Raw genomic sequence first — 25,415 nt, 5'->3', positions numbered from 1 at the left:
ATGGCCAGTCTGCGTATTGCGCTGGTGGCGGGCGAAGCTTCCGGTGATATTTTGGGCGCCGGCCTCATGCGCGCGCTCAAGGCGCAACACCCGACAGTCGAGTTCATCGGCGTCGGCGGCCCGTTGATGCAGGCTGAGGGGCTGACGTCCTACTTCCCCATGGAGCGCCTGTCGGTCATGGGGCTGGTGGAAGTGCTCGGGCGGCTGCGCGAGTTGCTCAAGCGCCGCAAGGACCTGATCGCCACGTTGATTGCCGAGAAACCGGATGTGTTCATCGGCATCGATGCCCCGGATTTCAACCTCAATATCGAACTCAAGTTGCGTCAGGCCGGGATCAAGACCGTGCACTACGTCAGCCCGTCAGTGTGGGCGTGGCGGCAGAAGCGCGTGCTGAAGATTCGCGAAGGCTGCGACCTGATGCTGACGCTGTTGCCGTTCGAAGCAAAATTCTACGAAGAGAAGGGCGTGCCGGTACGGTTCGTCGGTCACACGTTGGCCGACACCATTCCGCTTGAGGCCGATCGCGCCGCTGCGCGGGCCGAACTGGGCCTGCCGGATGGGCCGCTGGTCGCCTTGATGCCGGGCAGTCGCGGCGGTGAAGTCGGGCGTCTGGGCGCGTTGTTCCTCGACACGGCCGAGCGCCTGCGGGCCATGCGTCCGGGGCTGCGCTTTGTCATGCCGTGTGCCAATGCCGAACGTCGCGTGCAGCTCGAAGAACTGCTCGCGGGTCGTGACTTGCCGGTAACCTTGCTCGACGGCAAGTCCCATCTGGCCCTGGCGGCGTGCAACGCGGTATTGATCGCTTCGGGCACCGCCACGCTTGAGGCGTTGCTGTACAAGCGGCCGATGGTCGTTGCGTATCGCCTGGCGCCGCTGACGTTCTGGATTCTCAAGCGCATGGTCAAGAGTCCGTATGTGTCCTTGCCGAACTTGCTGGCCCAGCGCCTGTTGGTGCCGGAATTATTGCAGGATGATGCGACAGTCGAGGCGTTGGCACAGACCCTGTCACCGCTGATCGACGGTGGCGAAGAGCAGACCCGTGGCTTCGACGAGATTCACCGCACGTTGCGGCTGGACGCTTCCAATCAGGCGGCGGATGCCGTCCTCAACCTGATCGGTCAGAAATAATGAGCAAGACGATGCAAATGGGCCTGGATTTCACCCTGGTCGCCGAAGTCGAAGAACTGGTGGCCGGTGTCGACGAAGTCGGTCGCGGCCCGTTGTGCGGTGCGGTGGTGACGGCGGCGGTGATCCTCGATCCGAACCGGCCGATCCTCGGTCTCAACGACTCGAAGAAACTCACCGAAGCCAAACGCGAGAAGCTCTACGACGAGATCATCGAGAAGTCCCTGAGCTGGTGCATCGCCCGCGCCGAAGTCGAAGAAATCGATGAGCTGAACATCCTCCACGCCACCATGCTCGCCATGCAGCGTGCCGTGGCCGGGCTGCATGTGCAGCCGAAACTGGCGATGATCGACGGTAACCGCTGCCCGAAATTGCCAATGCGCGCCGAAGCGGTGGTGCAGGGCGACGGCAAGGTCCCGGCAATTGCCGCGGCATCGATTCTGGCCAAGGTCAGCCGCGACCGCGAAATGGCGGCGTTCGAATTGATCTATCCGGGTTACGGCATCGGCGGTCATAAAGGCTACCCGACGCCCGTTCATCTGGAAGCGTTGGCACGGCTGGGGCCGACGCCGATTCACCGGCGCTCGTTCGCCCCGGTGCGTCAGGCTTACGAGGCGCTCGAAGGCCTGACGCAGGTTTAGTCGCAAGGCTGATGTTTTGTTCGAGGCCCGGTACAATCCGGGCCTTGTTGTCTCTATGTAACTGGACAGGATCACTATGCCGGCTTCATTCGTTCATCTACGCCTGCACACTGAATACTCCCTGGTCGACGGGCTGGTGCGGATCAAGCCACTGGTCAAGGCGCTGACCGGCATGAACATGCCGGCCGTGGCGGTCACCGATCAGAACAACATGTGTTCCCTGGTCAAATTCTATAAAAACGCCATGGGCGCGGGCATCAAGCCGATCTGCGGCGCCGACCTGTGGCTGTCGAACAAGGATCCGGACGCACCGCTGAGCCGGCTCAGCCTGTTGGTGATGAACGCCAAGGGCTATCGCAATCTCACTGAGTTGATTTCCCGCGGCTTCATCGAGGGCCAACGCAACGGCATGGTCATCGTCGAGCGCGAGTGGGTCGCTGAGGCCAACGAGGGCCTGATCATGTTGTCCGCCGCCAAAGAAGGCGAGATCGGCATGGCTCTGATCGGTGGCAACCCGGCCGAGGCCGAGGCTCTGGCGCGTGACTGGATGGCGGTGTTCCCGGATCGGTTCTACCTGGAAATCCAGCGCACCAATCGCCCCAACGATGAAGAGCAACTGCACGGCGCCGTGGCGCTGGCCGACAAGCTCGGCGCGCCGCTGGTGGCGACCAACGATGTGCGTTTCATCAAGCAGGAAGACTTCGCGGCCCACGAAACCCGCGTGTGCATCGGCGAAGGCCGCGCCCTCGACGATCCGCGGCGCTCGAAGAATTACAGCGATCAGCAATACCTCAAAAGCGCCGAGGAAATGGCCGAGCTGTTCAGCGACATTCCCGACGCGATCGAAAACACCGTTGAGATTGCCAAGCGCTGCAACATCGAAGTGAAGCTGGGTACGCACTTCCTGCCCAACTTCCCGATTCCCGATGGCATGACCATCGACGAATACTTCCGCAAAGTGTCTTTCGAAGGTCTCGAAGAGCGCCTCGCGGTGCTGCTGCCCAAGGACACCACCGAAGACTACGAAGCCAAGCGTCAGGTCTACGTCGACCGGCTGAATTTCGAGCTGGATATCATCATCCAGATGGGGTTCCCCGGTTACTTCCTGATCGTGATGGACTTTATCCAGTGGGCCAAGAACAACGGCGTGCCGGTGGGGCCTGGCCGGGGGTCGGGTGCCGGCTCGCTGGTGGCTTATGTGCAGAAGATCACCGACCTCGATCCGCTGGAATACGACCTGCTGTTCGAACGTTTCCTTAACCCGGAACGGGTCTCGATGCCCGACTTCGACGTCGACTTCTGCATGGACGGTCGTGACCGGGTGATCGACTACGTGGCCGAGAAATACGGCCGCAACGCGGTAAGCCAGATCATCACCTTCGGTTCCATGGCCGCCAAGGCTGTGGTGCGTGACGTGGCGCGGGTGCAGGGCAAGTCCTACGGCCTGGCGGATCGTCTGTCGAAGATGATTCCGTTCGAAGTCGGCATGACCCTGGAAAAAGCCTACGAACAGGAAGAGATCCTGCGCGATTTCATCAAGGTCGATGAAGAGGCGGCGGAAATCTGGGAGATGGCGCGCAAGCTTGAAGGCGTGGTGCGTAACGTCGGCAAGCACGCCGGTGGCGTGGTGATCGCCCCGACCAAACTGACCGACTTCTCGCCGATCTATTGCGACGAGGCCGGTGACGGCCTGGTAACCCAGTTCGACAAGGACGACGTGGAAGCGGCCGGTCTGGTGAAGTTCGACTTCCTTGGCCTGCGGACCCTGACGATCATCGACTGGGCGCTGAAAACCATTAACCGCGACCGCGCCAAGGTCGGCGAAGAGCCGCTGGACATCGCGTTTATCCCGCTCGACGACAAGCCGACCTACAACCTGCTGCAAAAAGCCGAAACCACGGCGGTGTTCCAGCTTGAATCGCGCGGCATGAAAGAGCTGATCAAAAAGCTCAAGCCCGACTGCCTGGAAGACTTGATCGCACTGGTAGCGCTGTTCCGCCCGGGCCCGCTGCAGTCCGGCATGGTGGACGACTTCATCAACCGTAAGCACGGTCGCGCCGAACTGGCGTACCCGCACTCGGACTACCAGTACGAAGGCCTCAAGCCGGTATTGGCGCCGACGTATGGCATCATCCTGTATCAGGAACAGGTGATGCAGATTGCCCAGGTCATGGCCGGTTACACCCTCGGTGGTGCGGACATGCTGCGGCGAGCCATGGGTAAGAAGAAACCCGAGGAAATGGCCAAGCAACGCGGCGGTTTCATTGAGGGTTGCGCGACCAACAATATCGATGCCGACCTCGCCGGTAACATTTTCGACCTGGTAGAGAAATTCGCCGGTTACGGCTTCAACAAATCCCACTCCGCCGCTTACGGCCTGGTGTCCTACCAGACCGCCTGGCTGAAAGCTCACTACCCGGCGCCGTTCATGGCCGCGGTACTCTCGGCGGATATGCACAACACCGACAAGGTCGTGACCTTGATCGAGGAAGTGCGCACGATGAAGCTGCGCCTCGACGCGCCGGACGTGAACACTTCGGAGTTCAAGTTCACGGTGAACGACGACGGCCGCATCGTCTATGGCCTCGGCGCGATCAAAGGCGTCGGTGAAGGTCCGGTGGAAGCCATCACCGAGGCGCGTCAGGAAGGTCCGTTCAAGGATCTGTTCGATTTCTGCGCCCGTGTCGACCTCAAACGCATCAACAAGCGGACGCTGGACGGCTTGATCCGCAGTGGCGCGCTGGATCGTCTGGGGCCGTACTTCCATGACGAGCAAAAGGCTTATCAGGCCAACATCGACCGCAACCGCGCCGTGCTGCTGGCGGCAATGGAAGAGGCAATCAAGGCCGCCGAACAAACTGCTCGCACCCACGACAGCGGCCATGCCGACCTGTTTGGCGGATTGTTCGTCGAAGCCGATGCCGATGTGTATGCAAGCCACCGCAAGGCCAAGGAGCTGACCCTCAAGGAACGCCTCAAGGGTGAGAAAGACACTTTGGGCCTGTACCTGACCGGTCACCCGATCGACGAATACGAAGGCGAAATCCGCCGTTTCGCCCGTCAGCGCATCATCGACCTGAAACCGGCCCGCGATACGCAAACCGTGGCGGGGATGATCATTGCCCTGCGTGTGATGAAGAACAAGAAGGGCGACAAGATGGGTTTCATCACCCTTGACGACCGCTCGGGACGGATCGAAGCGTCGCTGTTCGCCGATGCGTTCCACTCCGCGCAGTCGCTATTGCAGACCGATGCGATGGTGGTGGTCGAAGGCGAGGTCAGCAACGACGACTTCTCCGGCGGCCTGCGCCTGCGGGTCAAGCGCGTGATGAGCATGGAAGATGCGCGCACCAATCTGGCCGAGAGCCTGCGTTTGAAGCTGCAGACTCAAGACCTGAAGGGCGATCAGCTACGCTGGTTGGGTGAGTTGCTCAAGCGTCATCGCGGGGCGTGCCCGATCACCATGGAGTACACCAGCCCCGATGCGAAGACCTTGCTGCAGTTTGGCGAGACCTGGCGAATCGACCCGGCGGATGCCTTGATTCAAGCCCTGCGTGACCAGTTCGGGCGAGACAACGTCTTCCTCCAATACCGTTGACCGGCAGGTGCCATCATTGCGCTTGCCCGCAACCTGAATTTTTAATCTCGACCTCAGCGCGCCTCTCCCTTAAGGTAGGGCGCGAATAGACAACCGGCCGGCCCAAGCTCATTTGGGACACGACCCAAGACGGACGCCTATGAACCCGAATTTTCTAGATTTCGAACAGCCGATCGCCGACCTGCAAGCCAAGATCGAAGAGTTGCGCTTGGTCGGTAATGACAATTCGCTGAATATCGGCGATGAGATCTCCCGCCTGCAGGACAAGAGCCGCACGCTGACCGAAGACATCTTCGGCAAGCTGACCAGCTGGCAGATCGCTCGTCTGGCGCGTCACCCGAAACGCCCGTACACCCTCGACTACATCGAGCACATCTTCACCGAGTTCGACGAACTGCACGGCGACCGTCACTTCTCCGACGACGCGGCCATTGTTGGCGGCGTGGCACGTCTGGAAGATCAGCCAGTGATGATCATCGGTCACCAGAAAGGCCGTGAAGTACGCGAGAAGGTGCGCCGCAACTTCGGCATGCCGCGTCCGGAAGGCTACCGCAAGGCCTGCCGTCTGATGGAGATGGCCGAGCGCTTCAAGATGCCGATCCTGACCTTCATCGACACCCCGGGTGCCTACCCTGGGATTGACGCTGAAGAGCGCAACCAGAGCGAAGCCATCGCCTGGAACCTGCGCGTGATGTCGCGCCTGAAGACCCCGATCATCGCCACCGTTATCGGTGAGGGTGGTTCCGGTGGTGCACTGGCCATCGGCGTCTGCGACCAGCTGAACATGCTGCAATACTCGACCTACGCGGTGATCTCGCCGGAAGGTTGCGCTTCGATTCTGTGGAAAACCGCCGAGAAGGCGCCGGACGCTGCCGAGGCGATGGGCATCACCGCCGAGCGCCTGAAAGGCCTGGGTATCGTCGATAAGGTGATTGGCGAGCCACTGGGCGGCGCCCACCGTGACCCGGCCGCTGCCGCAGCTTCGATCCGTGCCGAGCTGAGCTCGCAACTGGCGATGCTGAAGAAGTTCGACAACGAAGCGCTGCTCAAGCGCCGTTATGATCGACTGATGAGCTACGGTCTCTAAGTCGAAGCGCAATACCCATGTGGGAGCGAGCCTGCTCGCGAAAGCGGTATAACACTCGACGAATGAGTTGAATGTTAAACCGTCTTCGCGAGCAGGCTCGCTCCCACAGTTGTTTGGGGCAAAGAGAAAGGTATGAGTCAGTCCATGATTGATTTGCCCTCACGGCTTTTGCGCAACCTTGAGCCTTGGCGCGACGCCGCTCATTGGCGCATCGCGTTTTCCGGTGGTCTCGATTCCACCGTCCTGCTGCACCTGCTTGCCGATCTGGCAAAAACCGAATCACTCCCTGCGATCAGCGCCATCCATATCCATCACGGCCTCCAGGCTGCGGCTGATGCGTGGCCGGCGCATTGTCAGTCGGTCTGCGATGCGCTGGGCGTCCCATTGCAGGTCGTTCGGGTGAAGGTGCAACCCGGCGCCAGCCTGGAGCGGGCGGCGCGGGAGGCGCGTTATGCGGCGTTCACCTCGCTGATCGGGACGGGGGACCTGCTGCTGACCGGGCAGCACCGTGATGATCAGGCCGAAACCCTGCTGTTTCGCTTGATGCGCGGTGCCGGCGTTCGCGGACTTTCGGCGATGCCGACGCAGCGCCCGTTGGGGCAGGGCACGCTGCTGCGGCCATTGCTCGACGTCACGCGTGCCGAACTTCAGGCTTACGCTGGCGCGCATCAGTTGCGCTGGATCGAAGATCCGTCGAACGAAGATCGGCAGTTCTCGCGCAATTACCTGCGTCATCAGGTGCTGCCTCGGTTGGCCGAGCGCTGGCCGCAGGCGCAGACGAGCATGGCCCGTAGTGCGGCGCATCTGCGCGAGGCGCAAGGCCTGCTCGACGAGCTGGCGCAAATCGATCTGGCGCAAGCCGCCACGCCTGGCGAGTTCCAATGGCTCGGCCTGCCGTCACTGGAACTGGCGCCGCTGGCCACCCTGTCCGCCGCTCGTCAGCGCAATGCGCTCAGCCATTGGCTCGAACCCCTGACCCGACTGCCGGACACTGACCATTGGTCGGGTTGGACAAGCGTGTGCGACGCCGCCAGCGATGCGTCCCCGGTCTGGCGTCTGGCCGATGGCGAGTTGCATCGCAGCGCCGGCCGGATATGGTGGCTGAGTGGCGACTGGCTGCACGCGCCAGCGCTCGGTGTCGAGTGGCATGACCCGTCGACAGCGCTACGCCTGCCGAATAACGGGCGTGTCATGTTCAGCGGGCAGACTCCCGTCGGGCCGTTGCAGATTCGCTATCGGCAGGGCGGCGAAGTGATGCATCTGGCAGAGCGCGGCCACCGCGATCTCAAGCGCCTGCTCAATGAGCGCGCGGTGCCGGCGTTCGTCCGTGGCAGATTGCCGCTGCTGTTTCGCGGCGCCGAATTGCTCGCCGTGGCGAACCTGCCGGGCCTTGACGGGCATGGGCCACACGCCTGGAAATTGCATTGGCAGCCAACAGACGAAGATCAAGGTTTGAGATGAAAGGGGCATTCCGGTAGACTACGCTCCCTTCTTGATACAACTTCTGTGGATTCGCCTGAATTGCAGGAGTTGCCGATTACCAAGCAGTCTTTGCTGGGCGATTCCAAAAAATGTGTAGCGAGCAACGTACCGGTGTTTCACCTGCCGGTCTGTCCCAACGCGGCGGTTTTTTTGAAAGGTGCACTGTGATTAATGCAGGTGATCGGGGGCTTCGGCCTTCCTTCGCTTTCCCCGGCGGCTCGTACCGCTTTAACGCAGACTTCTAGGGTTTTTCATGACGCGCTACATATTCGTCACGGGCGGTGTTGTTTCTTCATTGGGGAAAGGCATTGCCTCGGCTTCATTGGCGGCCATCCTGGAGGCGCGGGGGCTTAAGGTCACCATGCTTAAGCTGGATCCGTACATCAACGTCGACCCGGGCACCATGAGCCCGTTCCAGCACGGTGAAGTGTTCGTCACCCACGACGGCGCCGAGACCGACCTGGACCTGGGCCACTACGAGCGGTTCATCCGCACGACCATGACCCAGAACAACAACTTCACCACCGGCCGTGTCTACGAGCACGTGCTGCGCAAAGAGCGCCGTGGTGACTACCTGGGTGCAACCATCCAGGTGATTCCGCACATCACCGACGAAATCAAGCGTCGCATCATCAAGGGTGCCGGCGATGCCGACGTGGCCCTGGTGGAAATCGGCGGCACCGTTGGCGACATCGAATCGCAACCGTTCCTCGAAGCCATCCGCCAACTGCGTGTGGAAGTCGGTTCCAAGCGCGCGATGCTGATGCACCTGACGCTGGTTCCGTACATTGCCACCGCCGGCGAGACCAAGACCAAGCCAACCCAGCACTCGGTAAAAGAGCTGCGTTCGATCGGCCTGCAGCCAGACGTGCTGATCTGCCGCTCCGACCATCCGGTGGATGTGTCGTCGCGTCGCAAGATCGCCCTGTTCACCAACGTTGAAGAGCGTGCGGTGATCTCCCTGGAAGACGTCGACACCATCTACAAGATCCCGGCCGTGCTGCACGCTCAGGGTCTGGACGATTTCGTCGTCGAGCGTTTCGGCCTGCAATGCAACGGCGCCGACCTGTCCGAGTGGGAAAAGGTCGTCGATGCCAAGCTCAATCCAGAGCACGAAGTCACCATCGCGATGGTCGGCAAGTACATGGAGCTGCTGGACGCCTACAAGTCGCTGATCGAAGCGATGAGTCACGCCGGCATCACCAACCGTACCAAGGTCAACCTGCGTTACATCGATTCCGAAGACATCGAGAACCAGGGCACTGCGCTGCTCGAAGGTGTCGACGCGATTCTGGTACCGGGCGGCTTCGGTCTGCGTGGCGTTGAAGGCAAGATCACGGCTGTTCAGTACGCTCGTGAAAACAAGGTGCCGTACCTGGGTATCTGCCTTGGCATGCAAGTAGCGGTCATCGAGTTCGCCCGTAACGTGCTGGGCTGGAAAGACGCCAACTCCACCGAGTTCGATCGCGCCAGCGGTCATCCGGTCGTGGGTCTGATCACCGAGTGGGAAGACGCCACCGGCGCGGTTGAAGTGCGTACCGAATCCTCCGATCTGGGTGGCACCATGCGTCTGGGCGCTCAGGAATGCCTGCTGGAAGCCGGCTCCAAGGTGCACGATTGCTACGGCAAGGATGTGATTGTCGAGCGTCACCGTCACCGCTATGAAGTGAACAACAACTTGCTGCCACAAATCATCGAAGCCGGCCTGAAGATCTCCGGTCGCTCCGCTGACGCCGCGCTGGTTGAAGTGGTCGAAGCCCCGGATCATCCATGGTTCGTCGCTTGCCAGTTCCACCCTGAGTTCACCTCGACGCCACGTGACGGTCACCCGCTGTTCAGCGGTTTCGTCAAGGCAGCGTTGGCACAACACCAGAAGAAGGCGTAATCCCCGATGGCACAGAAGATCATCCGCGTTGGCGACATCGAGATTGCCAACGACAAACCCATGGTGCTGTTCGGCGGCATGAACGTGCTGGAAAGCCGCGACATGGCCATGCAGGTTTGCGAAGAGTACGTGAAGGTCACCGAGAAACTCGGTATCCCTTACGTGTTCAAGGCCAGTTTCGACAAGGCCAACCGATCTTCTGTGACCTCCTATCGCGGTCCTGGCCTGGAAGAGGGCATGCGCATCTTCCAGGACATCAAACAGGCCTTCGGCGTGCCGATCATCACCGACGTCCACGAGCCTGACCAGGCCGCGGTCGTCGCTGAAGTCTGCGACATCATCCAGCTGCCGGCCTTCCTGTCGCGCCAGACCGACCTCGTCGTCGCGATGGCCAAGACCAACGCTGTGATCAACATCAAGAAAGCCCAGTTCCTCGCGCCTCAGGAAATGAAACACATCCTGAACAAGTGCGTGGAAGCGGGTAACGATCAACTGATCCTCTGCGAACGTGGTTCGAGCTTCGGCTACAACAACCTCGTGGTGGACATGCTCGGCTTCGGCATCATGAAGCAGTTCGAGTACCCGGTATTCTTCGACGTGACCCATTCGCTGCAAATGCCTGGCGGTCGTTCCGACTCCGCCGGCGGTCGCCGTGCACAGGTCACCGATCTGGCCAAGGCGGGCATGAGCCAGTCGCTGGCGGGTCTGTTCCTCGAAGCGCATCCGGATCCGGACAACGCCAAATGCGACGGCCCTTGCGCCTTGCGTCTGGACAAACTGGAGCCATTCCTGGCCCAGCTCAAAGCTTTGGACGAACTGGTGAAGAGTTTTCCGACGGTAGAAACCGCGTAAACCTCATTTCTCCGGTAAAGTACCGCACGATTTGTCGCACCTGCCCTCGGGCGGGTGCGTTGTCGTCTGCAAGCTGCCCGCTGCACACCACTTGCCGACGGTAAAAAGATTTCCTCTAGCTGCGTCGTTTTCGTCAACTTTGGAGTGTTTACAACAATGGCAAAAATCGTCGACATCAAAGGTCGTGAAGTTCTCGACTCCCGTGGCAATCCCACCGTGGAAGCGGACGTGCTTCTCGACAACGGCATCATCGGCAGCGCTTGCGCGCCGTCCGGTGCATCCACTGGCTCGCGTGAAGCGCTCGAGCTGCGTGATGGCGACAAGAGCCGTTACCTGGGCAAGGGCGTGCTCAAGGCGGTAGCCAACATCAACGGTCCGATCCGCGATCTGCTGCTGGGCACCGACCCAAGCGATCAGAAAGCCCTGGATCACGCGATGATCAAGCTCGACGGTACTGAAAACAAGGCAACCCTGGGCGCCAACGCCATCCTCGCGGTGTCCCTGGCTGCGGCCAAGGCGGCTGCACAGGATCAGGACCTGCCGCTGTACGCACACATCGCCAACCTGAACGGCACCCCGGGCGAGTACTCGATGCCGGTTCCGATGATGAACATCATCAACGGTGGCGAGCACGCCGATAACAACGTCGACATCCAGGAATTCATGGTGCAGCCGGTTGGCGCCAAGACCTTCTCGGAAGGTCTGCGCATGGGCACCGAGATTTTCCATCACCTCAAAGCTGTGCTGAAGGCCCGTGGCCTGAGCACCGCCGTTGGCGACGAAGGCGGTTTTGCACCGAACCTGGCGTCCAACGAAGACGCGCTGAAAGTGATCTCCGAAGCCGTGGCCAACGCCGGTTACAAGCTGGGCACCGACGTGACCCTGGCGCTGGACTGCGCAGCGAGCGAATTCTACGAAGACGGCAAATACAACCTGTCCGGCGAAGGCCAGGTGTTCACCGCTGAAGGTTTCGCCGACTATCTGAAAGGCCTGACCGAACGTTATCCGATCATCTCGATCGAAGACGGTCTGGACGAGTCCGACTGGGCTGGCTGGAAGATCCTCACCGACAAGATCGGCGAGAAGACCCAATTGGTCGGTGACGACCTGTTCGTGACCAACACCAAGATCCTGAAAGAAGGCATCGATAAAAAGATCGCCAACTCGATCCTGATCAAGTTCAACCAGATCGGCACCCTGACCGAAACCCTGGAAGCCATCCAGATGGCCAAGGCTGCCGGTTACACTGCGGTGATCTCGCACCGTTCGGGCGAAACCGAAGATTCGACCATCGCCGACCTGGCCGTGGGCACCTCGGCTGGCCAGATCAAGACCGGTTCGCTGTGCCGTTCCGACCGCGTTTCCAAGTACAACCAATTGCTGCGTATCGAAGAGCAGTTGAATGGCAAAGCCAAGTACAACGGTCGCTCCGAGTTCCGCGGTTAAGCAGTAGATGTTAAAAAGACACCGGATTGTGTCGGAAAAGTCGTGACAGCGATGGATTTGCCACTAATCTGATGCCTTACATGCACAAGCCTGGATCTTCCAGGCTTCGTGCTATCAGACGTTTCAAAGTTTTCGCGTGGCTGTCTTTTTTCACTGGATACCTGATATTCGATGCGCAGTCCTTACTGGTTGTTTCTCGTTTTGCTCTTGCTGCTGGCCGGTCTGCAGTACCGCCTGTGGGTGGGCAATGGCAGTCTGGCGCAGGTCGCCGAGCTGAAGCAGCAGATTGCTGATCAGCACGCCGAGAACGAAGGCTTGCTGGAGCGCAATCGGGTGATGGACGCTGAAGTCAGCGAGCTGAAGAAAGGCATGGAGACCGTTGAAGAACGGGCTCGTCACGAGCTGGGCATGGTCAAGGACGGTGAAACCCTTTACCAGCTGGCCCAATGATCGATTCCCTGCCGGCCTTCTGGGCCGTGATTCCTGCCGCGGGCGTTGGTGCCCGAATGGCCGCGGACCGTCCCAAGCAATACCTGCGACTGGGCGGGCGCACAATTCTCGAACACAGCCTCGGCTGTTTCCTCGATCACCCGCGCCTCAAGGGGTTGGTGGTCAGTCTGGCTGTTGATGATCCGTATTGGCCGAACCTGGCGTGCGCCAGCGATTCGCGGATTCAGCGCGTCGAGGGCGGCTCGGAGCGCTCCGGGTCGGTGCTCAACGCCTTGCTGCATCTGCATGCGCAAGGTGCCGATGACGAAGACTGGGTGCTGGTGCACGATGCGGCACGGCCCAATCTGAGTCGCGACGATCTCGATAAGCTGCTGGCTGAGCTGGCGAATGATCCGGTAGGCGGTCTGCTCGCTGTGCCGGCACGCGACACGCTCAAGCGCGTCGACAAGCACGGTCGTGTGGTCGAAACCGTAGATCGCAGCGTGATCTGGCAAGCCTATACGCCGCAGATGTTCCGCCTCGGTGCCTTGCATCGAGCGTTGGCTGACAGTCTGGTGGCGGATGCGGTAATCACTGATGAAGCTTCAGCGATGGAGTGGGCCGGTCTGGCGCCACGTCTGATCGAAGGGCGGGCGGACAACCTCAAGGTCACCCGGCCGGAAGACCTGGAGTGGTTGCGTCAACGCTGGGCTAACCGCCGCTGAATTTCTGTGGTGCCTGTTGAATCGCAATCGCGAGCAGGCTCACTCCTACATTTTGAAATGCGTTCCCCTGTAGGAGTGAACCTGCTCGCGATAGCGCATTTACAGCCAACCCAATACTCATTCCTGATACTCCGGCCGCACAGCCAACCCTTCCTTCAAAAAATCCACCAGCTTGCGCACCTTCGGCGACAAATGCCGCTGCTGTGGATACAACGCCCAGACCGCGGTGTTCGGCGGTTGATGTGCCTCCAGCAACGAAATCAACGCGCCACTGTGCAGATGTTCGAGCACGTAGTAGTCCGGCAATTGACACAAACCGACCCCTTGCAGCGCCGCATCCAATACCGCTTGCCCACTGTTGCAGCGCCAGTTGCCCTGTACGCGCTGGGAAAATTCCCGCCCGTTCTGTTCCAGTTGCCACAGGTCCGAGCTGCCGATCAGGCAATTGTGTCGACTCAGTTCCGACAAACTGTGTGGGCGACCGTACCGTTCCAGGTAGGACGGTGACGCACACAGGTACATGCGCCGGGGCGCCAGTCGCGTGGCGACCAGTCGCGAATCCTGCAGTCGGCCCAGCCGGATCGCCAGATCGAGCCCCTCATGCACCAGATCGAGCTGGCGGTTGCTCAGTTCAATGTCGACGCGCAATTGCGGATATTGCCCCATGAAACGCGTCACCAGTGGCACGATGAACCGCTCGCCATACGCCACGGCGCAGGTCATGCGCAGCATGCCTTTGGGCTCGCTGGTCAGGTCGCCGACCGCGCGCAGGGCTTCTTCGCGACCGTCCTGCAGGCGTTGGCAATGCTGCAAAAAGGTCTGTCCGGCTTCGGTCAGGGTGACGCGGCGGGTACTGCGGTAGAGCAGACGTGTCTGCAAACGCTCTTCCAGCCGTGCGATTTGTCGACTGATGTGGGAGGAAGACACCCCAAGACGTTCCGCCGCGGCGGTGAACTGGCTGCATTCGGCAACGGCGACGAATTCGTCGATACCTTCCCAGCGGTTTTCGGACATCGGGATTATCCCTGTATGGCAATAATGTTTTGCTTTTGTCCGGATTATTCATCAGAACGCGCTGTACTACACTGCCTGTCTGGTTTTTTAATCAATGGATTCACTGGAGAGTCAGCATGATCAAGTCGCGCGCCGCCGTTGCCTTCGAGGCCAAGAAGCCGCTGGAAATCGTAGAAGTCGATGTCGCCATGCCCAAGGCCGGTGAAGTGTTGCTGCGCGTGGTGGCTTCCGGGGTTTGCCACACTGACGCCTACACCCTGTCCGGTGCTGACCCGGAAGGTATCTTCCCGTCGATCCTCGGTCACGAAGGTGGGGCGATCGTTGAAGCCATCGGCGAAGGCGTGACCTCGGTCGCCGTCGGTGATCACGTGATTCCGCTGTACACCCCGGAATGCGGCCAGTGCAAATTCTGTAAGTCGGGCAAGACCAACCTGTGTCAGGCGATTCGCGCCACCCAGGGCAAAGGCCTGATGCCGGACGGCACTTCGCGCTTTTCCTACAAGGGTGAAACGATTTTCCATTACATGGGCACCTCGACCTTCTCCGAGTACACCGTGCTGCCGGAAATCTCCGTGGCGAAAATCTCCAAGGATGCGCCGCTGGAAAAGGTCTGCCTGCTCGGTTGTGGCGTAACCACCGGTATCGGTGCGGTACTCAACACTGCCAAGGTCAAGCCGGGCGATACCGTAGCGATCTTCGGTCTGGGCGGCATCGGTCTGTCTGCCGTCATCGGTGCGGTGAAAGCCAAGGCTGCGCGGATTATTGCCATCGACATCAACCCGGCCAAGTTCGAGATCGCCAAGCAACTGGGCGCTACCGACTGCGTCAACCCGAAAGACTTTGATCGTCCGATCCAGGAAGTGATCGTCGACATGACCGACGGCGGCGTCGACTTCTCCTTCGAATGCATCGGCAACGTGCAGCTGATGCGCGCCGCGCTGGAATGCTGCCACAAGGGTTGGGGCGAATCGGTGATCATCGGCGTGGCCGGTGCCGGTCAGGAAATCGCGACCCGTCCGTTCCAGTTAGTGACCGGTCGCGTCTGGCGCGGTTCGGCGTTCGGCGGCGTGCGCGGTCGCACCGAGCTGCCAAGCTACGTCGACATGGCGCAGAGCGGCGAGATTCCGCTGGATACTTTCATCACTCACACCATGGGCCTGGAAGACATCAATAAGGCTTTTGACCTGATGCACGAAGGCAAGAGCATCCGTACCGTCATTCATTTCTGATCAATCGCGACGCCACGGCTACAAGTGTTGAAAGCTTTTAGCCGTGGCCGCGTAGGAGTCTTTACATGAGCCTGGAAAACATCTCCTGTCAGAAAAGTTTCGGCGGTTGGCACAAGCGTTATCGCCATCGCTCCGAGGTGCTCGGCTGCGACATGGTGTTCGCTGTGTATCTGCCGCCGCAGGCAGAGCAGGGCGGCAAGTTGCCGGTGCTGTACTGGTTGTCGGGGCTGACCTGCACCGACGAGAACTTCATGCAGAAGGCCGGCGCCATGCGCATGGCGGCCGAGCTCGGCCTGATCATCGTGGCACCGGACACCAGTCCGCGCGGCCCGGATGTACCGGGTGACCCTGACGGGGCCTGGGATTTCGGCCTCGGTGCCGGGTTCTATCTGAATGCCACGCAGGAACCGTGGTCGCGGCACTATCGGATGCATGACTACGTCGTGCAGGAATTGCCTTCACTGGTTGAAGCGCATTTTCCGGCGTCGGACAAGCGCAGCATCAGCGGCCACTCCATGGGCGGCCACGGGGCGTTGGTCTGTGCGCTGCGCAATCCGGGGCGTTATCAGTCGGTGTCGGCGTTCTCGCCGATCAACAATCCGATGGATTGCCCGTGGGGCCAGAAAGCCTTTTCCCGTTACCTGGGCGAAGACCGTTCGAAATGGAAAGAATGGGATGCCTGCGCACTGATCGCGGAAGCCGACGAGAAACTGCCGTTGCTGGTCGATCAGGGTGATCGCGACGATTTCCTCTCCACCCAACTCAAACCTGAAGCGCTGCAACAAGCGGCAAAACAAGCTGGTCATCCGCTGACGTTGCGCCTGCAACCGGGCTACGACCACAGCTATTTCTTCATCGCGAGCTTCATAGACGACCACTTGCAGCATCACGCACGCGCTCTAGGCGCCTAATGCCTGACAAAGCGGGTAGAATCACGCCCTGACAAAAATCGGGGCGTTTTTTTTATGCGTATTGGCCACGGCTACGATGTGCACCGTTTCGCTGAAGGCGATTTCATTACTCTGGGCGGCGTGCGTATTGCACACGGCTTCGGGCTGCTCGCTCACTCCGACGGTGACGTCCTGCTGCACGCCTTGAGCGATGCCTTGCTCGGCGCCGCGGCGCTGGGCGATATCGGCAAACACTTTCCGGACACCGACCCGCAATTCAAGGGCGCCGACAGCCGTGTACTGCTGCGGCATGTGGTCGCGCTGATCCACGCCAAGGGCTGGAAAGTCGGCAACGTCGACAACACCATCGTCGCCCAGGCGCCGAAAATGGCGCCGCATATCGAATCGATGCGCGCGCTGATCGCCGCCGATCTTCAAGTTGAATTGGACCAAGTGAACGTGAAAGCTACCACCACCGAAAAGCTGGGCTTTGTCGGTCGCGAAGAAGGCATTGCCGTGCATTCCGTTGCCTTGTTGCTGCGCGCATGAACGAACTGCAATTGCTCGGCCCGCGCGCCTATGGCGAACCCCTCGGTACTGCGGTACTGAAAGCCATCGCCGAAGATTTTCAGGTCGATGAAGTGCTCGACATCCCGTTTAGCGGCGATGGCGAACACCTGTGGATCTGGGTCGAGAAGCGTGGCCTGAACACCGAAGAAGCGGCGCGGCGGATTGCCAAGGCCGCCGGCGTGTCGCTGCGTACCGTCAGTTATGCCGGGCTCAAGGATCGTCAGGCGCTGACCCGCCAGTGGTTCAGCGTGCAGCTGCCGGGCAAGGCTGATCCGGATTTGTCGGCGGCGGAAAACGACACGCTGAAGATCCTCAAGACCACGCGCCACAAGCGCAAGCTGCAGCGCGGTGCGCATTCGGCCAATGGCTTTACCTTGCGCCTGACCCAGTTCGCCGGCGACAAGGAAGCGATCGAACAGCGGCTGCAGTTGATCGCCAAACAAGGTATTCCCAATTATTTCGGCGCCCAGCGTTTCGGCCATGACGGCGGCAACGTCGTTGATGCGCGTGCCTGGGCGGCGCGCAAGGCGTTGCCGGAGCAGCGCAATGTGCGCTCGCGCTTGCTCTCGACAGCGCGCAGCTTTCTGTTCAATCAGGTCTTGGCCGCGCGGGTTGCCGACGGCACCTGGCAGCAGGCGCAGGTCGGCGATCTGCTGGCGTTCACCGACAGCCGCAGTTTTTTCCCGGCCGGTGAAGCCGAATGCAGCGATCCGCGCCTGGCGATTCTCGACCTGCACCCGACCGGACCGCAGTGGGGCGAAGGTGACTCACCGGCCGCCGGGGCTGTCCATGAACTGGAGCAGGGGATCGCCGAGCGTGAAGCGGATCTGCGCGATTGGTTGATCAATGCCGGAATGAGCCACGAACGTCGCATCCTGCGGCTGCCCATTGGCGGGTTGTCGTGGCATTATCCCCAGCCTGACATTCTGCAACTGGAATTCGTCCTCCCGGCCGGATGCTTCGCCACTGTATTGGTGCGCGAACTCGTTGATCTGGTGCCGGTGGGGCAGACGGACAGCCCATGCGTATTCTGATTTCTAACGACGATGGGGTAACCGCACCCGGTCTCGCCGCGCTTTATGCTGCGCTGGCGGATTACACCGAATGCGTGGTTATCGCCCCGGAGCAGGACAAAAGCGGCGCCAGCAGTTCGCTGACGCTCGACCGTCCGTTGCACCCGCAATACCTGGCCAACGGTTTCATCAGCCTCAACGGTACGCCGACCGACTGCGTGCACCTGGGCCTCAACGGTCTGCTGGAGCGCGAGCCGGACATGGTGGTTTCCGGGATCAACCTCGGCGCCAATCTGGGCGATGACGTGCTGTATTCCGGCACCGTGGCGGCAGCCCTTGAAGGGCGCTTCCTTGAACGTCCGTCGTTTGCGTTCTCACTGTGTTCACGGCAGGTGGACAATCTGGCGACAGCGGCCCATTTCGCGCGCAAACTGGTCGAGGCCCACGCCGGGCTGGACCTGCCGCCGCGCACGGTGCTGAACGTGAACATCCCCAATTTGCCGATCGACCACATCCGTGGCATTCAACTGACGCGTCTGGGCCATCGCGCCCGCGCGGCAGCGCCGATGAAAGTGGTCGACCCGCGTGGCAAGGCCGGTTACTGGATTGCCGCCGCCGGCGATGCTGAAGATGGTGGCCCGGGTACTGACTTTCATGCGGTTATGCAGGGCTATGTGTCGATTACGCCGTTGCTGCTTGATCGCACCTTCAACGACGCCTTCAGAAGTCTGGACGGCTGGCTGGAGGGACTGCGCTGATGGCCCGTGAACACGAAGACAGAATGCGCAGCGGCATCGGCATGACGTCGCAGCGCACGCGCGAACGTCTGATCCAGCGTCTCTATGAAGAAGGCCTGTCCAACGCCAAGGTGCTGGAAGTGATCCGCCGTACACCGCGTCATCTGTTCGTCGATGAAGCGCTGGCGCACCGTGCCTACGAAGATACTGCGCTGCCGATCGGCCACAACCAGACCATCTCCCAGCCTTATATGGTGGCGCGCATGAGCGAGCTGCTGCTGGAGGCCGGGCCTTTGGACAAGGTGCTGGAGATCGGTACCGGTTCGGGCTATCAGACGGCGGTGCTGTCGCAACTGGTTGAGCGGGTATTTTCGGTCGAGCGGATCAAGGTCTTGCAGGACCGGGCCAAGGAACGCCTGGTTGAGCTGAACCTGCGCAACGTGGTGTTCCGCTGGGGCGATGGCTGGGAAGGTTGGCCGGCACTGGCGCCTTACAACGGCATCATCGTCACGGCGGTCGCGACGGATGTGCCGCAGGCGTTGCTCGATCAACTGGCACCGGGTGGGCGGATGGTGATTCCGGTCGGCTCGGGGGAAGTGCAGCAACTGATGCTGATCGTGCGTGAAGAACATGGCTTTTCCCGTCACGTTCTGGGAGCGGTGCGCTTCGTGCCACTGCTCAATGGCCCACTGGCCTGAGCATTTGTTCAGCGGCGCTGAATTCCTTTCGCAGGACTCGGTCTTACACCGGCAGCGAGGGTTTAAACGCAACGAATTGTCCACGGGCAAACGTGTGCGTGAAGCGTTTTCGCATCTTTAACGGTAAAGCCTGTTCGGCCCGTTATACTTGCGACACTACGTGCCGCAATACGGCATTCCACATATTTCAGCCACCACAAAGGGAGCGGCGGGTGAGTCTCACAGTCATTGCGCAGCGTATGGGTAACACGAGCTTTCAGCGCCTGGTGACTGGCCTTGTATTGAGCACCTTGCTGGTCGGTTGCTCCAGCACCAAGTCGAGTAACGTGCGCGTGGTCGATCGCAACAACGCGGCGGCCCAGCGTCCGGCCGTCACGACCGGGCAGTATGTAGTCCGTCCGGGCGATACGCTGTTTTCCATCGCTTTTCGCTACGGCTGGGACTACAAAGCCCTCGCGGCGCGGAACAATATTCCTACGCCGTATACGATCCATCCGGGTCAGACAATTCGCTTCGATGGTCGTAGCGGTTCAACACCCGCAGCAGTAGCCAGCAGCAGCTCCTCGCCGTCTTCGTCGAGCAAAACCACGGTAATCCGGCGCCAGGCAAATGGCACGACGACCACCACGGTGACCGGTTCCGGTGCCGGTTCTGCGGGGGCTGCACCGTCCGTCGCCAACAAATCGACCGCGGCTCCACTGCCTCCACCGGGACCAGCCCCGACCGGCTGGGGATGGCCATCTAATGGCATTCTGATTGGAAAATTCTCTTCAAACGGTAGTTTGAATAAAGGAATTGATATCGCCGGAGATTTGGGACAGCCTGTTTTAGCTGCGTCTGATGGGACGGTGGTTTACGCCGGGAGTGGCTTAAGGGGCTACGGCGAATTAGTCATCATCAAACACAGCGAAACCTACGTCAGTGCCTACGGACATAACCGCAGGCTGTTGGTACGGGAGGGGCAGCAGGTCAAGGTCGGACAGACAATTGCCGAAATGGGGTCAACGGGTACAGACCGGGTGAAACTGCATTTTGAGATTCGCCGCCAAGGTAAACCTGTAGATCCGCTGCAGTTCCTGCCCAAACGTTGATTTGAGGCCAGCCTGTTCCGTCGCGTAGAGGGGACAGGCTCCAGCGCTGCCAAGGATAAAGGCGTCGCTTGAGCTTGGGGTCGAACTCACCAAAGGACTATAACAATGGCTCTCAGTAAAGAAGTGCCGGAGTTTGACATCGACGATGAGGTTCTCCTTATGGAGACCGGCATCGATTCGGAATCTTCGATGTCGAATGATGAAGGGGCTGCTCCACCTTCCGTTCGTTCCAAATCCAAACACTCCGCTTCACTTAAACAACACAAGTACATCGACTACACTCGGGCACTCGATGCCACGCAGCTGTACCTCAACGAAATCGGCTTTTCCCCACTGCTCTCCCCGGAGGAAGAAGTTCATTTTGCGCGTCTGTCGCAAAGTGGCGACCCTGCCGGGCGCAAGCGCATGATTGAAAGTAACCTGCGGCTGGTCGTGAAGATCGCCCGGCGTTATGTCAATCGGGGGCTGTCGCTGCTGGATCTGATCGAAGAGGGCAACCTCGGCTTGATCCGCGCGGTGGAAAAGTTCGACCCTGAGCGCGGCTTCCGTTTCTCGACCTACGCGACCTGGTGGATTCGTCAGACCATCGAGCGCGCGATCATGAATCAGACCCGGACCATCCGATTGCCGATCCATGTGGTCAAGGAGCTCAACGTGTACCTGCGGGCTGCGCGGGAGCTGACGCAAAAGCTCGATCACGAACCCTCACCCGAAGAAATCGCCAACCTGCTGGAAAAACCGGTGGGCGAGGTCAAGCGCATGCTCGGCCTGAACGAACGCGTTTCTTCGGTCGACGTCTCGCTGGGTCCGGATTCGGATAAAACCCTGTTGGACACCCTGACGGATGACCGTCCGACCGATCCATGCGAACTGCTGCAGGATGACGATCTGTCGCAGAGCATCGATCAATGGCTCTCGGAACTGACCGACAAGCAGCGCGAGGTGGTCGTACGCCGCTTCGGCCTGCGCGGCCATGAGAGCAGCACGCTGGAGGATGTAGGCCTGGAGATCGGCCTGACCCGGGAACGGGTGCGGCAGATCCAGGTGGAGGGCCTCAAGCGCCTTCGTGAAATTCTCGAGAAGAATGGCCTGTCGAGCGAGTCGCTGTTTCAGTAAGCACCTCTGACGACCGCCCATAAAAAGCCCCGACTGGTTCGGGGCTTTTTGTTGCCTGCTCGAGCACGGAATGGAATTCCTTGTGGCGAGGGAGCTCGCTCCCGCCGGGGTACGAAGTGCCCCGCTTTTATCTCGAACAGGGCCTGCTGCGCAGTCCGGCGGGAGCAAACTCCTTCGCCACAAAGTTCATTGTCGGACGTACGGTCGGCACTTCCATCGTTTGTAGTCTCGCGGTGTAAGCCTTGGCTTACTCTGTCGTAAGAATTCCCTATTTTTGCAAGACGGCAGACGTCGATTATGTTTGGCGCTGACGATTAAATAACTGATTTATAAGCTTATTTTTTAATGTGAAGTGCTTATTACAGCGTTTTTCGCCCGTCAGGGTCGATTGCTCTCGCCGGGGAACTCTTTAGTATCAGCACTGTGTCGACGGACAGACACGCCCTTCACGGAAGAGGGGAATGGACATCGCAGGACGCGATTCATCAGGACGATGAAAAGGAATACAGGGAATAGGGAAAAAATGTGGGCGGGTCAAACCGCCCCTTTTTTTTGCCCTTGAAAAGCCAAAGGCCAAAAAGCAAAAAGGCCCGCAAGGGGCCTTTTCAGAACACGCGACAGATCAGCGTTCGAGGTCTTTGATCTTGCCTTTGACGCCATCCCACTCTTCGGCGTCCGGCAGCGATTCTTTCTTCTCGGTGATGTTTGGCCAGATTTCGGCCAACTCAACGTTCAGCTGGATGAACTCCTGCATATCTTCCGGAACTTCGTCCTCGGAGAAAATGGCCACGGCCGGGCATTCTGGCTCGCACAGCGCGCAGTCGATGCACTCGTCCGGGTGAATTACCAGGAAGTTCGGGCCTTCGTAAAAGCAGTCCACCGGACACACTTCTACGCAGTCGGTGTACTTGCACTTGATGCAGTTGTCGGTGACGACGAAGGTCATTTCTAATTTTCTCCTCAGGCGGCGGCAGCGTTGCCCCTTCACGGTTGGGGTCGCCAGGTTCGGGAGCGATGTCTGCCAGCCAGGCTATTAGCCAGCAGCATCCCAAACCGCGCGAGATTCTAACAGCTTGAAGCCGTTTGCGTTATATCCGGTTCTTCGGTGCTTAGATCCGGTTCTTAAGTGCATATAACAATTCGAGCGCTCGACGCGGGGTCAGGTCATCGAGATCCACTTTCGCCAACTCATCCAGCACCGGGTGCGGCAGGCTGGCAAACATGTCGCTTTGCTGCGGGGCGGCCGGCTTGCCTTTGACGGCTGGCTTGGGCGCCTCATGCGGCAATGCGGTGTCTTCCAGTCGGCTCAGGTGCTCACGGGCACGCACGATCACTTCGCTCGGCACGCCGGCCAGTTGCGCTACAGCCAGGCCGTAACTCTGGCTGGCAGGCCCCGGCAATACATGGTGCAGGAACACGATGCGCTCGTTGTGCTCGGTGGCGTTGAGGTGCACGTTGGCCACCAGCGGCTCGGCTTCCGGCAACACGGTCAGTTCGAAGTAGTGCGTCGCGAACAAAGTATAGGCGCGCAAATGAGCCAGGCGCTCGGCGGCGGCCCACGCCAGCGACAGACCATCGAAAGTGCTGGTGCCGCGACCGACTTCGTCCATCAGCACCAGGCTGCGTTCGGTGGCGTTGTGCAGGATGTTGGCGGTTTCGCTCATCTCGACCATGAAGGTCGAGCGGCCACCGGCCAAGTCATCGCTGGAGCCGATCCGGGTAAAGATCCGGTCCACCAGCGACAGTTCGCAACTGGCTGCCGGGACGAAGCTGCCGATGTGCGCCAACAGCACGATCAACGCGGTCTGGCGCATGTAGGTGGATTTACCGCCCATGTTCGGACCGGTAATCACCAGCATCCGGGTGTTGTCATCCAGGCTCAGGTCGTTGGCCACGAACGGCGTGGTCAGCACTTGCTCGACCACCGGGTGACGACCTTGGGTGATGCGCATGCACGGCTCGCTGACGAACCGCGGGCAGTTCAGGTCAAGGTTCAGTGCACGCTCGGCAAGGTTGCTCAGCACGTCCAGCTCGGCCAGTGCCGCAGCGGTGTCCTGCAGGGGCGGCAGCTGACTGATCAGATCTTCCAACAGGGCTTCGTAGAGCATTTTCTCGCGGGCCAAGGCACGGCTCTTGGCCGACAGCGCCTTGTCTTCGAATTCTTTCAGTTCCGGCGTGATGAAGCGCTCGGCGCCCTTGAGAGTCTGGCGACGGATGTAATCGGCCGGCGCGGATTCCGCCTGCTTGCTCGGCAGTTCGATGAAGTAACCGTGAATGCGGTTGTAACCGACTTTCAGGTTGGCCAGGCCGGTGCGGGCCTTTTCCCGGGCTTCGAGGTCGATCAGGAACTGCCCGGCGTTTTCGCTCAGCGATTGCAACTCGTCGAGTTCGCTGTCGTAACCAGTCTTCAGCACGCCGCCATCGCGGATCACTGCCGGCGGGTTGTCGATGATGGCTTTTTCCAGCAGCGCCGCCAGTTCCGGGTAGGTGCTGGTGGTGGTGGCCAGGCGTTGCAGGTGCGGCGCTTCCAGGTCGGTCATTGCCACTTGCAGTTGCGGCAGGGCACTGAGCGCGTCGCGCAGGCGCGCGAGGTCACGAGGCCGCGCATTGCGCAGACCGATCCGTGCCAGAATCCGCTCGATGTCGCCGATTTCCTTGAGCTGCGGTTGCAGCTTTTCAAAGCGGTAACCGTCGAGCAGGCAAGTGATCGAGGTCTGGCGCGCCAGCAGCACGGTCAGATCGCGCAGCGGACGGTTTAGCCAACGGGTCAGCAGGCGGCTGCCCATGGCGGTCTGGCAACGATCAACCACCGATTGCAGGGTGTTGTCGCGGCCACCGGCCAGGTTGGTGTCGAGTTCGAGGTTGCGACGGCTGGCGCCGTCGAGCACCACGGTGTCATCCAGGCGTTCGTGACGCAGACTGCGCAGATGGGGCAGGGCGGTGCGCTGGGTTTCCTTGGCGTATGCCAGCAGGCAACCGGCGGCGCCGATGGCCAGGGTCAGGGTTTCGCAACCGAAGCCTTTCAGGTCTTGCGTGGAGAACTGCTGGCAGAGACTTTTCAGCGCCGAATCACGCTCGAAATCCCACGGCGCGCGACGACGCACGCCACGGCGTTTTTCCGCCGGCAGGTCTTTCGGCCAGTCGTCCGGGATCAGCAGTTCCACCGGGTTGACCCGCTCCAGTTCCGCCAGCAGATTTTCCCAGCCCTTGATCTCCAGCACGGTGAAATTGCCGCTGGTGATGTCCAGCACGGCCAGACCGAACAGGCGCTCATCGCCCAGTACCGCCGCAATCAGGTTGTCACGACGCTCATCAAGCAGCGCTTCATCGCTGACCGTGCCCGGGGTGATGATCCGCACCACCTGACGCTCCACCGGACCCTTGCTGGTAGCCGGATCGCCGACCTGCTCGCAGATCACCACCGACTCGCCGAGCTTGACCAGTTTCGCCAGGTAACCTTCCGCCGCGTGGTAGGGAATCCCGCACATCGGAATCGCCTGTCCCGCCGACTGCCCGCGCGCGGTCAGGGTGATGTCGAGCAACTTGGCAGCCTTCTTCGCATCTTCATAGAAGATCTCGTAGAAGTCGCCCATGCGATAGAACATCAGCTGATCCGGGTGCTGATTCTTCAGGCGCCAGTATTGCTGCATCATCGGAGTGTGGGAGGACAGGTCGGAGACGGCTTTATTCATCGGATTGTCAGGCAACTCGTTAAAAGATGTAGGGCAAAAGCGGGGGCAACGGCCGGGCTTTTCCGCGATGGGCGCAAGGTTACCATGGGTGGTCT

21 protein-coding genes are annotated in these 25,415 nt (G+C 60.3%); 18 read left to right on the top strand and 3 right to left on the bottom strand.

Annotation, left to right across the window (positions count from 1 at the left end; all coding sequences use genetic code 11):
- The 10 genes from lpxB (at position 1) to ispD (ending at position 13,270) form a co-directional block, all read left to right on the top strand.
- Positions 1 to 1,128 (top strand): lipid-A-disaccharide synthase, encoded by a 1,128-nt coding sequence (gene lpxB / locus HBN98_RS03025; protein ID WP_083366870.1) that lies wholly within the window; start codon positions 1 to 3, stop codon positions 1,126 to 1,128.
- Positions 1,129 to 1,139: 11 nt separating this feature from the next.
- Complete coding sequence (gene rnhB, locus HBN98_RS03020; protein ID WP_064586190.1) at positions 1,140 to 1,766, top strand: ribonuclease HII; 627 nt, start codon at positions 1,140 to 1,142, stop codon at positions 1,764 to 1,766.
- A gap of 76 nt (positions 1,767 to 1,842) precedes the next feature.
- A complete protein-coding gene (gene dnaE / locus HBN98_RS03015; protein ID WP_064586191.1) occupies positions 1,843 to 5,364 on the top strand; it encodes a DNA polymerase III subunit alpha in 3,522 nt (1,173 codons plus the stop codon).
- Between the two features lie 139 nt (positions 5,365 to 5,503).
- Positions 5,504 to 6,451: an acetyl-CoA carboxylase carboxyltransferase subunit alpha gene (locus HBN98_RS03010; RefSeq protein WP_064586192.1), complete on the top strand. Its 948-nt coding sequence runs from the start codon at positions 5,504 to 5,506 to the stop codon at positions 6,449 to 6,451.
- A gap of 132 nt (positions 6,452 to 6,583) precedes the next feature.
- A complete protein-coding gene (tilS, locus tag HBN98_RS03005; RefSeq protein WP_083366869.1) occupies positions 6,584 to 7,912 on the top strand; it encodes a tRNA lysidine(34) synthetase TilS in 1,329 nt (442 codons plus the stop codon).
- Between the two features lie 274 nt (positions 7,913 to 8,186).
- Positions 8,187 to 9,818 carry a CTP synthase gene (locus HBN98_RS03000; protein WP_064586194.1) on the top strand — a complete coding sequence of 544 codons (1,632 nt, stop codon included), beginning with the start codon at positions 8,187 to 8,189 and terminating at the stop codon, positions 9,816 to 9,818.
- A 6-nt stretch (positions 9,819 to 9,824) separates the two neighbouring features.
- Entirely contained in the window at positions 9,825 to 10,670 is an 846-nt protein-coding gene (kdsA, locus tag HBN98_RS02995; protein ID WP_007954807.1) for a 3-deoxy-8-phosphooctulonate synthase, read from the top strand.
- A gap of 156 nt (positions 10,671 to 10,826) precedes the next feature.
- Entirely contained in the window at positions 10,827 to 12,116 is a 1,290-nt protein-coding gene (eno, locus tag HBN98_RS02990) for a phosphopyruvate hydratase (protein WP_064586195.1), read from the top strand.
- 171 nt (positions 12,117 to 12,287) lie between these two features.
- Entirely contained in the window at positions 12,288 to 12,566 is a 279-nt protein-coding gene (ftsB, locus tag HBN98_RS02985) for a cell division protein FtsB (RefSeq protein WP_007964293.1), read from the top strand.
- Positions 12,563 to 13,270 carry a 2-C-methyl-D-erythritol 4-phosphate cytidylyltransferase gene (ispD, locus tag HBN98_RS02980; RefSeq protein WP_083366868.1) on the top strand — a complete coding sequence of 236 codons (708 nt, stop codon included), beginning with the start codon at positions 12,563 to 12,565 and terminating at the stop codon, positions 13,268 to 13,270. Before ftsB ends, ispD begins: the two co-directional genes overlap by 4 nt.
- A gap of 117 nt (positions 13,271 to 13,387) precedes the next feature.
- Here the strand turns inward: ispD and HBN98_RS02975 are convergent, their stop codons facing one another.
- Positions 13,388 to 14,284, bottom strand: a complete 897-nt coding sequence (locus tag HBN98_RS02975; protein WP_083366867.1) for a LysR substrate-binding domain-containing protein — start codon at positions 14,282 to 14,284, stop codon at positions 13,388 to 13,390.
- Between the two features lie 116 nt (positions 14,285 to 14,400).
- Between HBN98_RS02975 and HBN98_RS02970 the strand changes: the two genes are divergently transcribed.
- The 8 genes from HBN98_RS02970 to rpoS all read left to right on the top strand — a co-directional run bounded on the left by HBN98_RS02970 (position 14,401) and on the right by rpoS (position 21,628).
- Positions 14,401 to 15,513, top strand: coding sequence for an S-(hydroxymethyl)glutathione dehydrogenase/class III alcohol dehydrogenase (locus HBN98_RS02970; protein ID WP_007908835.1), 1,113 nt, complete (start codon positions 14,401 to 14,403; stop codon positions 15,511 to 15,513).
- Between the two features lie 65 nt (positions 15,514 to 15,578).
- On the top strand, positions 15,579 to 16,424 hold the full coding sequence (fghA, locus tag HBN98_RS02965; protein ID WP_083366866.1) for an S-formylglutathione hydrolase: 846 nt from the start codon (positions 15,579 to 15,581) through the stop codon (positions 16,422 to 16,424).
- Between the two features lie 54 nt (positions 16,425 to 16,478).
- Positions 16,479 to 16,952 carry a 2-C-methyl-D-erythritol 2,4-cyclodiphosphate synthase gene (ispF, locus tag HBN98_RS02960; protein WP_007907189.1) on the top strand — a complete coding sequence of 158 codons (474 nt, stop codon included), beginning with the start codon at positions 16,479 to 16,481 and terminating at the stop codon, positions 16,950 to 16,952.
- On the top strand, positions 16,949 to 18,007 hold the full coding sequence (gene truD / locus HBN98_RS02955; RefSeq protein ID WP_083366865.1) for a tRNA pseudouridine(13) synthase TruD: 1,059 nt from the start codon (positions 16,949 to 16,951) through the stop codon (positions 18,005 to 18,007). Before ispF ends, truD begins: the two co-directional genes overlap by 4 nt.
- Positions 17,995 to 18,744 carry a 5'/3'-nucleotidase SurE gene (gene surE / locus HBN98_RS02950; protein WP_083366864.1) on the top strand — a complete coding sequence of 250 codons (750 nt, stop codon included), beginning with the start codon at positions 17,995 to 17,997 and terminating at the stop codon, positions 18,742 to 18,744. The genes truD and surE overlap by 13 nt, the downstream gene beginning before the upstream one ends.
- A 41-nt stretch (positions 18,745 to 18,785) precedes the next feature.
- Entirely contained in the window at positions 18,786 to 19,421 is a 636-nt protein-coding gene (locus tag HBN98_RS02945; protein WP_169841266.1) for a protein-L-isoaspartate(D-aspartate) O-methyltransferase, read from the top strand.
- A 212-nt stretch (positions 19,422 to 19,633) separates the two neighbouring features.
- Positions 19,634 to 20,512 carry a peptidoglycan DD-metalloendopeptidase family protein gene (locus HBN98_RS02940; RefSeq protein ID WP_064586201.1) on the top strand — a complete coding sequence of 293 codons (879 nt, stop codon included), beginning with the start codon at positions 19,634 to 19,636 and terminating at the stop codon, positions 20,510 to 20,512.
- 105 nt (positions 20,513 to 20,617) lie between these two features.
- Positions 20,618 to 21,628: an RNA polymerase sigma factor RpoS gene (gene rpoS, locus HBN98_RS02935; protein ID WP_038357938.1), complete on the top strand. Its 1,011-nt coding sequence runs from the start codon at positions 20,618 to 20,620 to the stop codon at positions 21,626 to 21,628.
- Positions 21,629 to 22,250: 622 nt separating this feature from the next.
- On the opposite strand, the gene fdxA is transcribed toward rpoS, so the two are convergent.
- Both fdxA and mutS read right to left on the bottom strand, forming a co-directional pair.
- The gene (gene fdxA, locus HBN98_RS02930) at positions 22,251 to 22,574 is read right to left on the bottom strand and encodes a ferredoxin FdxA (protein ID WP_003222178.1); all 324 of its coding nucleotides are present in this window, start codon (positions 22,572 to 22,574) and stop codon (positions 22,251 to 22,253) included.
- Between the two features lie 163 nt (positions 22,575 to 22,737).
- Positions 22,738 to 25,320: a DNA mismatch repair protein MutS gene (gene mutS, locus HBN98_RS02925; protein ID WP_083366863.1), complete on the bottom strand. Its 2,583-nt coding sequence runs from the start codon at positions 25,318 to 25,320 to the stop codon at positions 22,738 to 22,740.
- Positions 25,321 to 25,415 lie beyond the last annotated feature (95 nt).

The sequence above is a fragment of the Pseudomonas koreensis genome, assembly GCF_012986595.1.
Taxonomy (GTDB): Bacteria; Pseudomonadota; Gammaproteobacteria; order Pseudomonadales; family Pseudomonadaceae; genus Aquipseudomonas; species Aquipseudomonas koreensis.
This window is presented reverse-complemented; position numbering and strand designations above follow the sequence as displayed.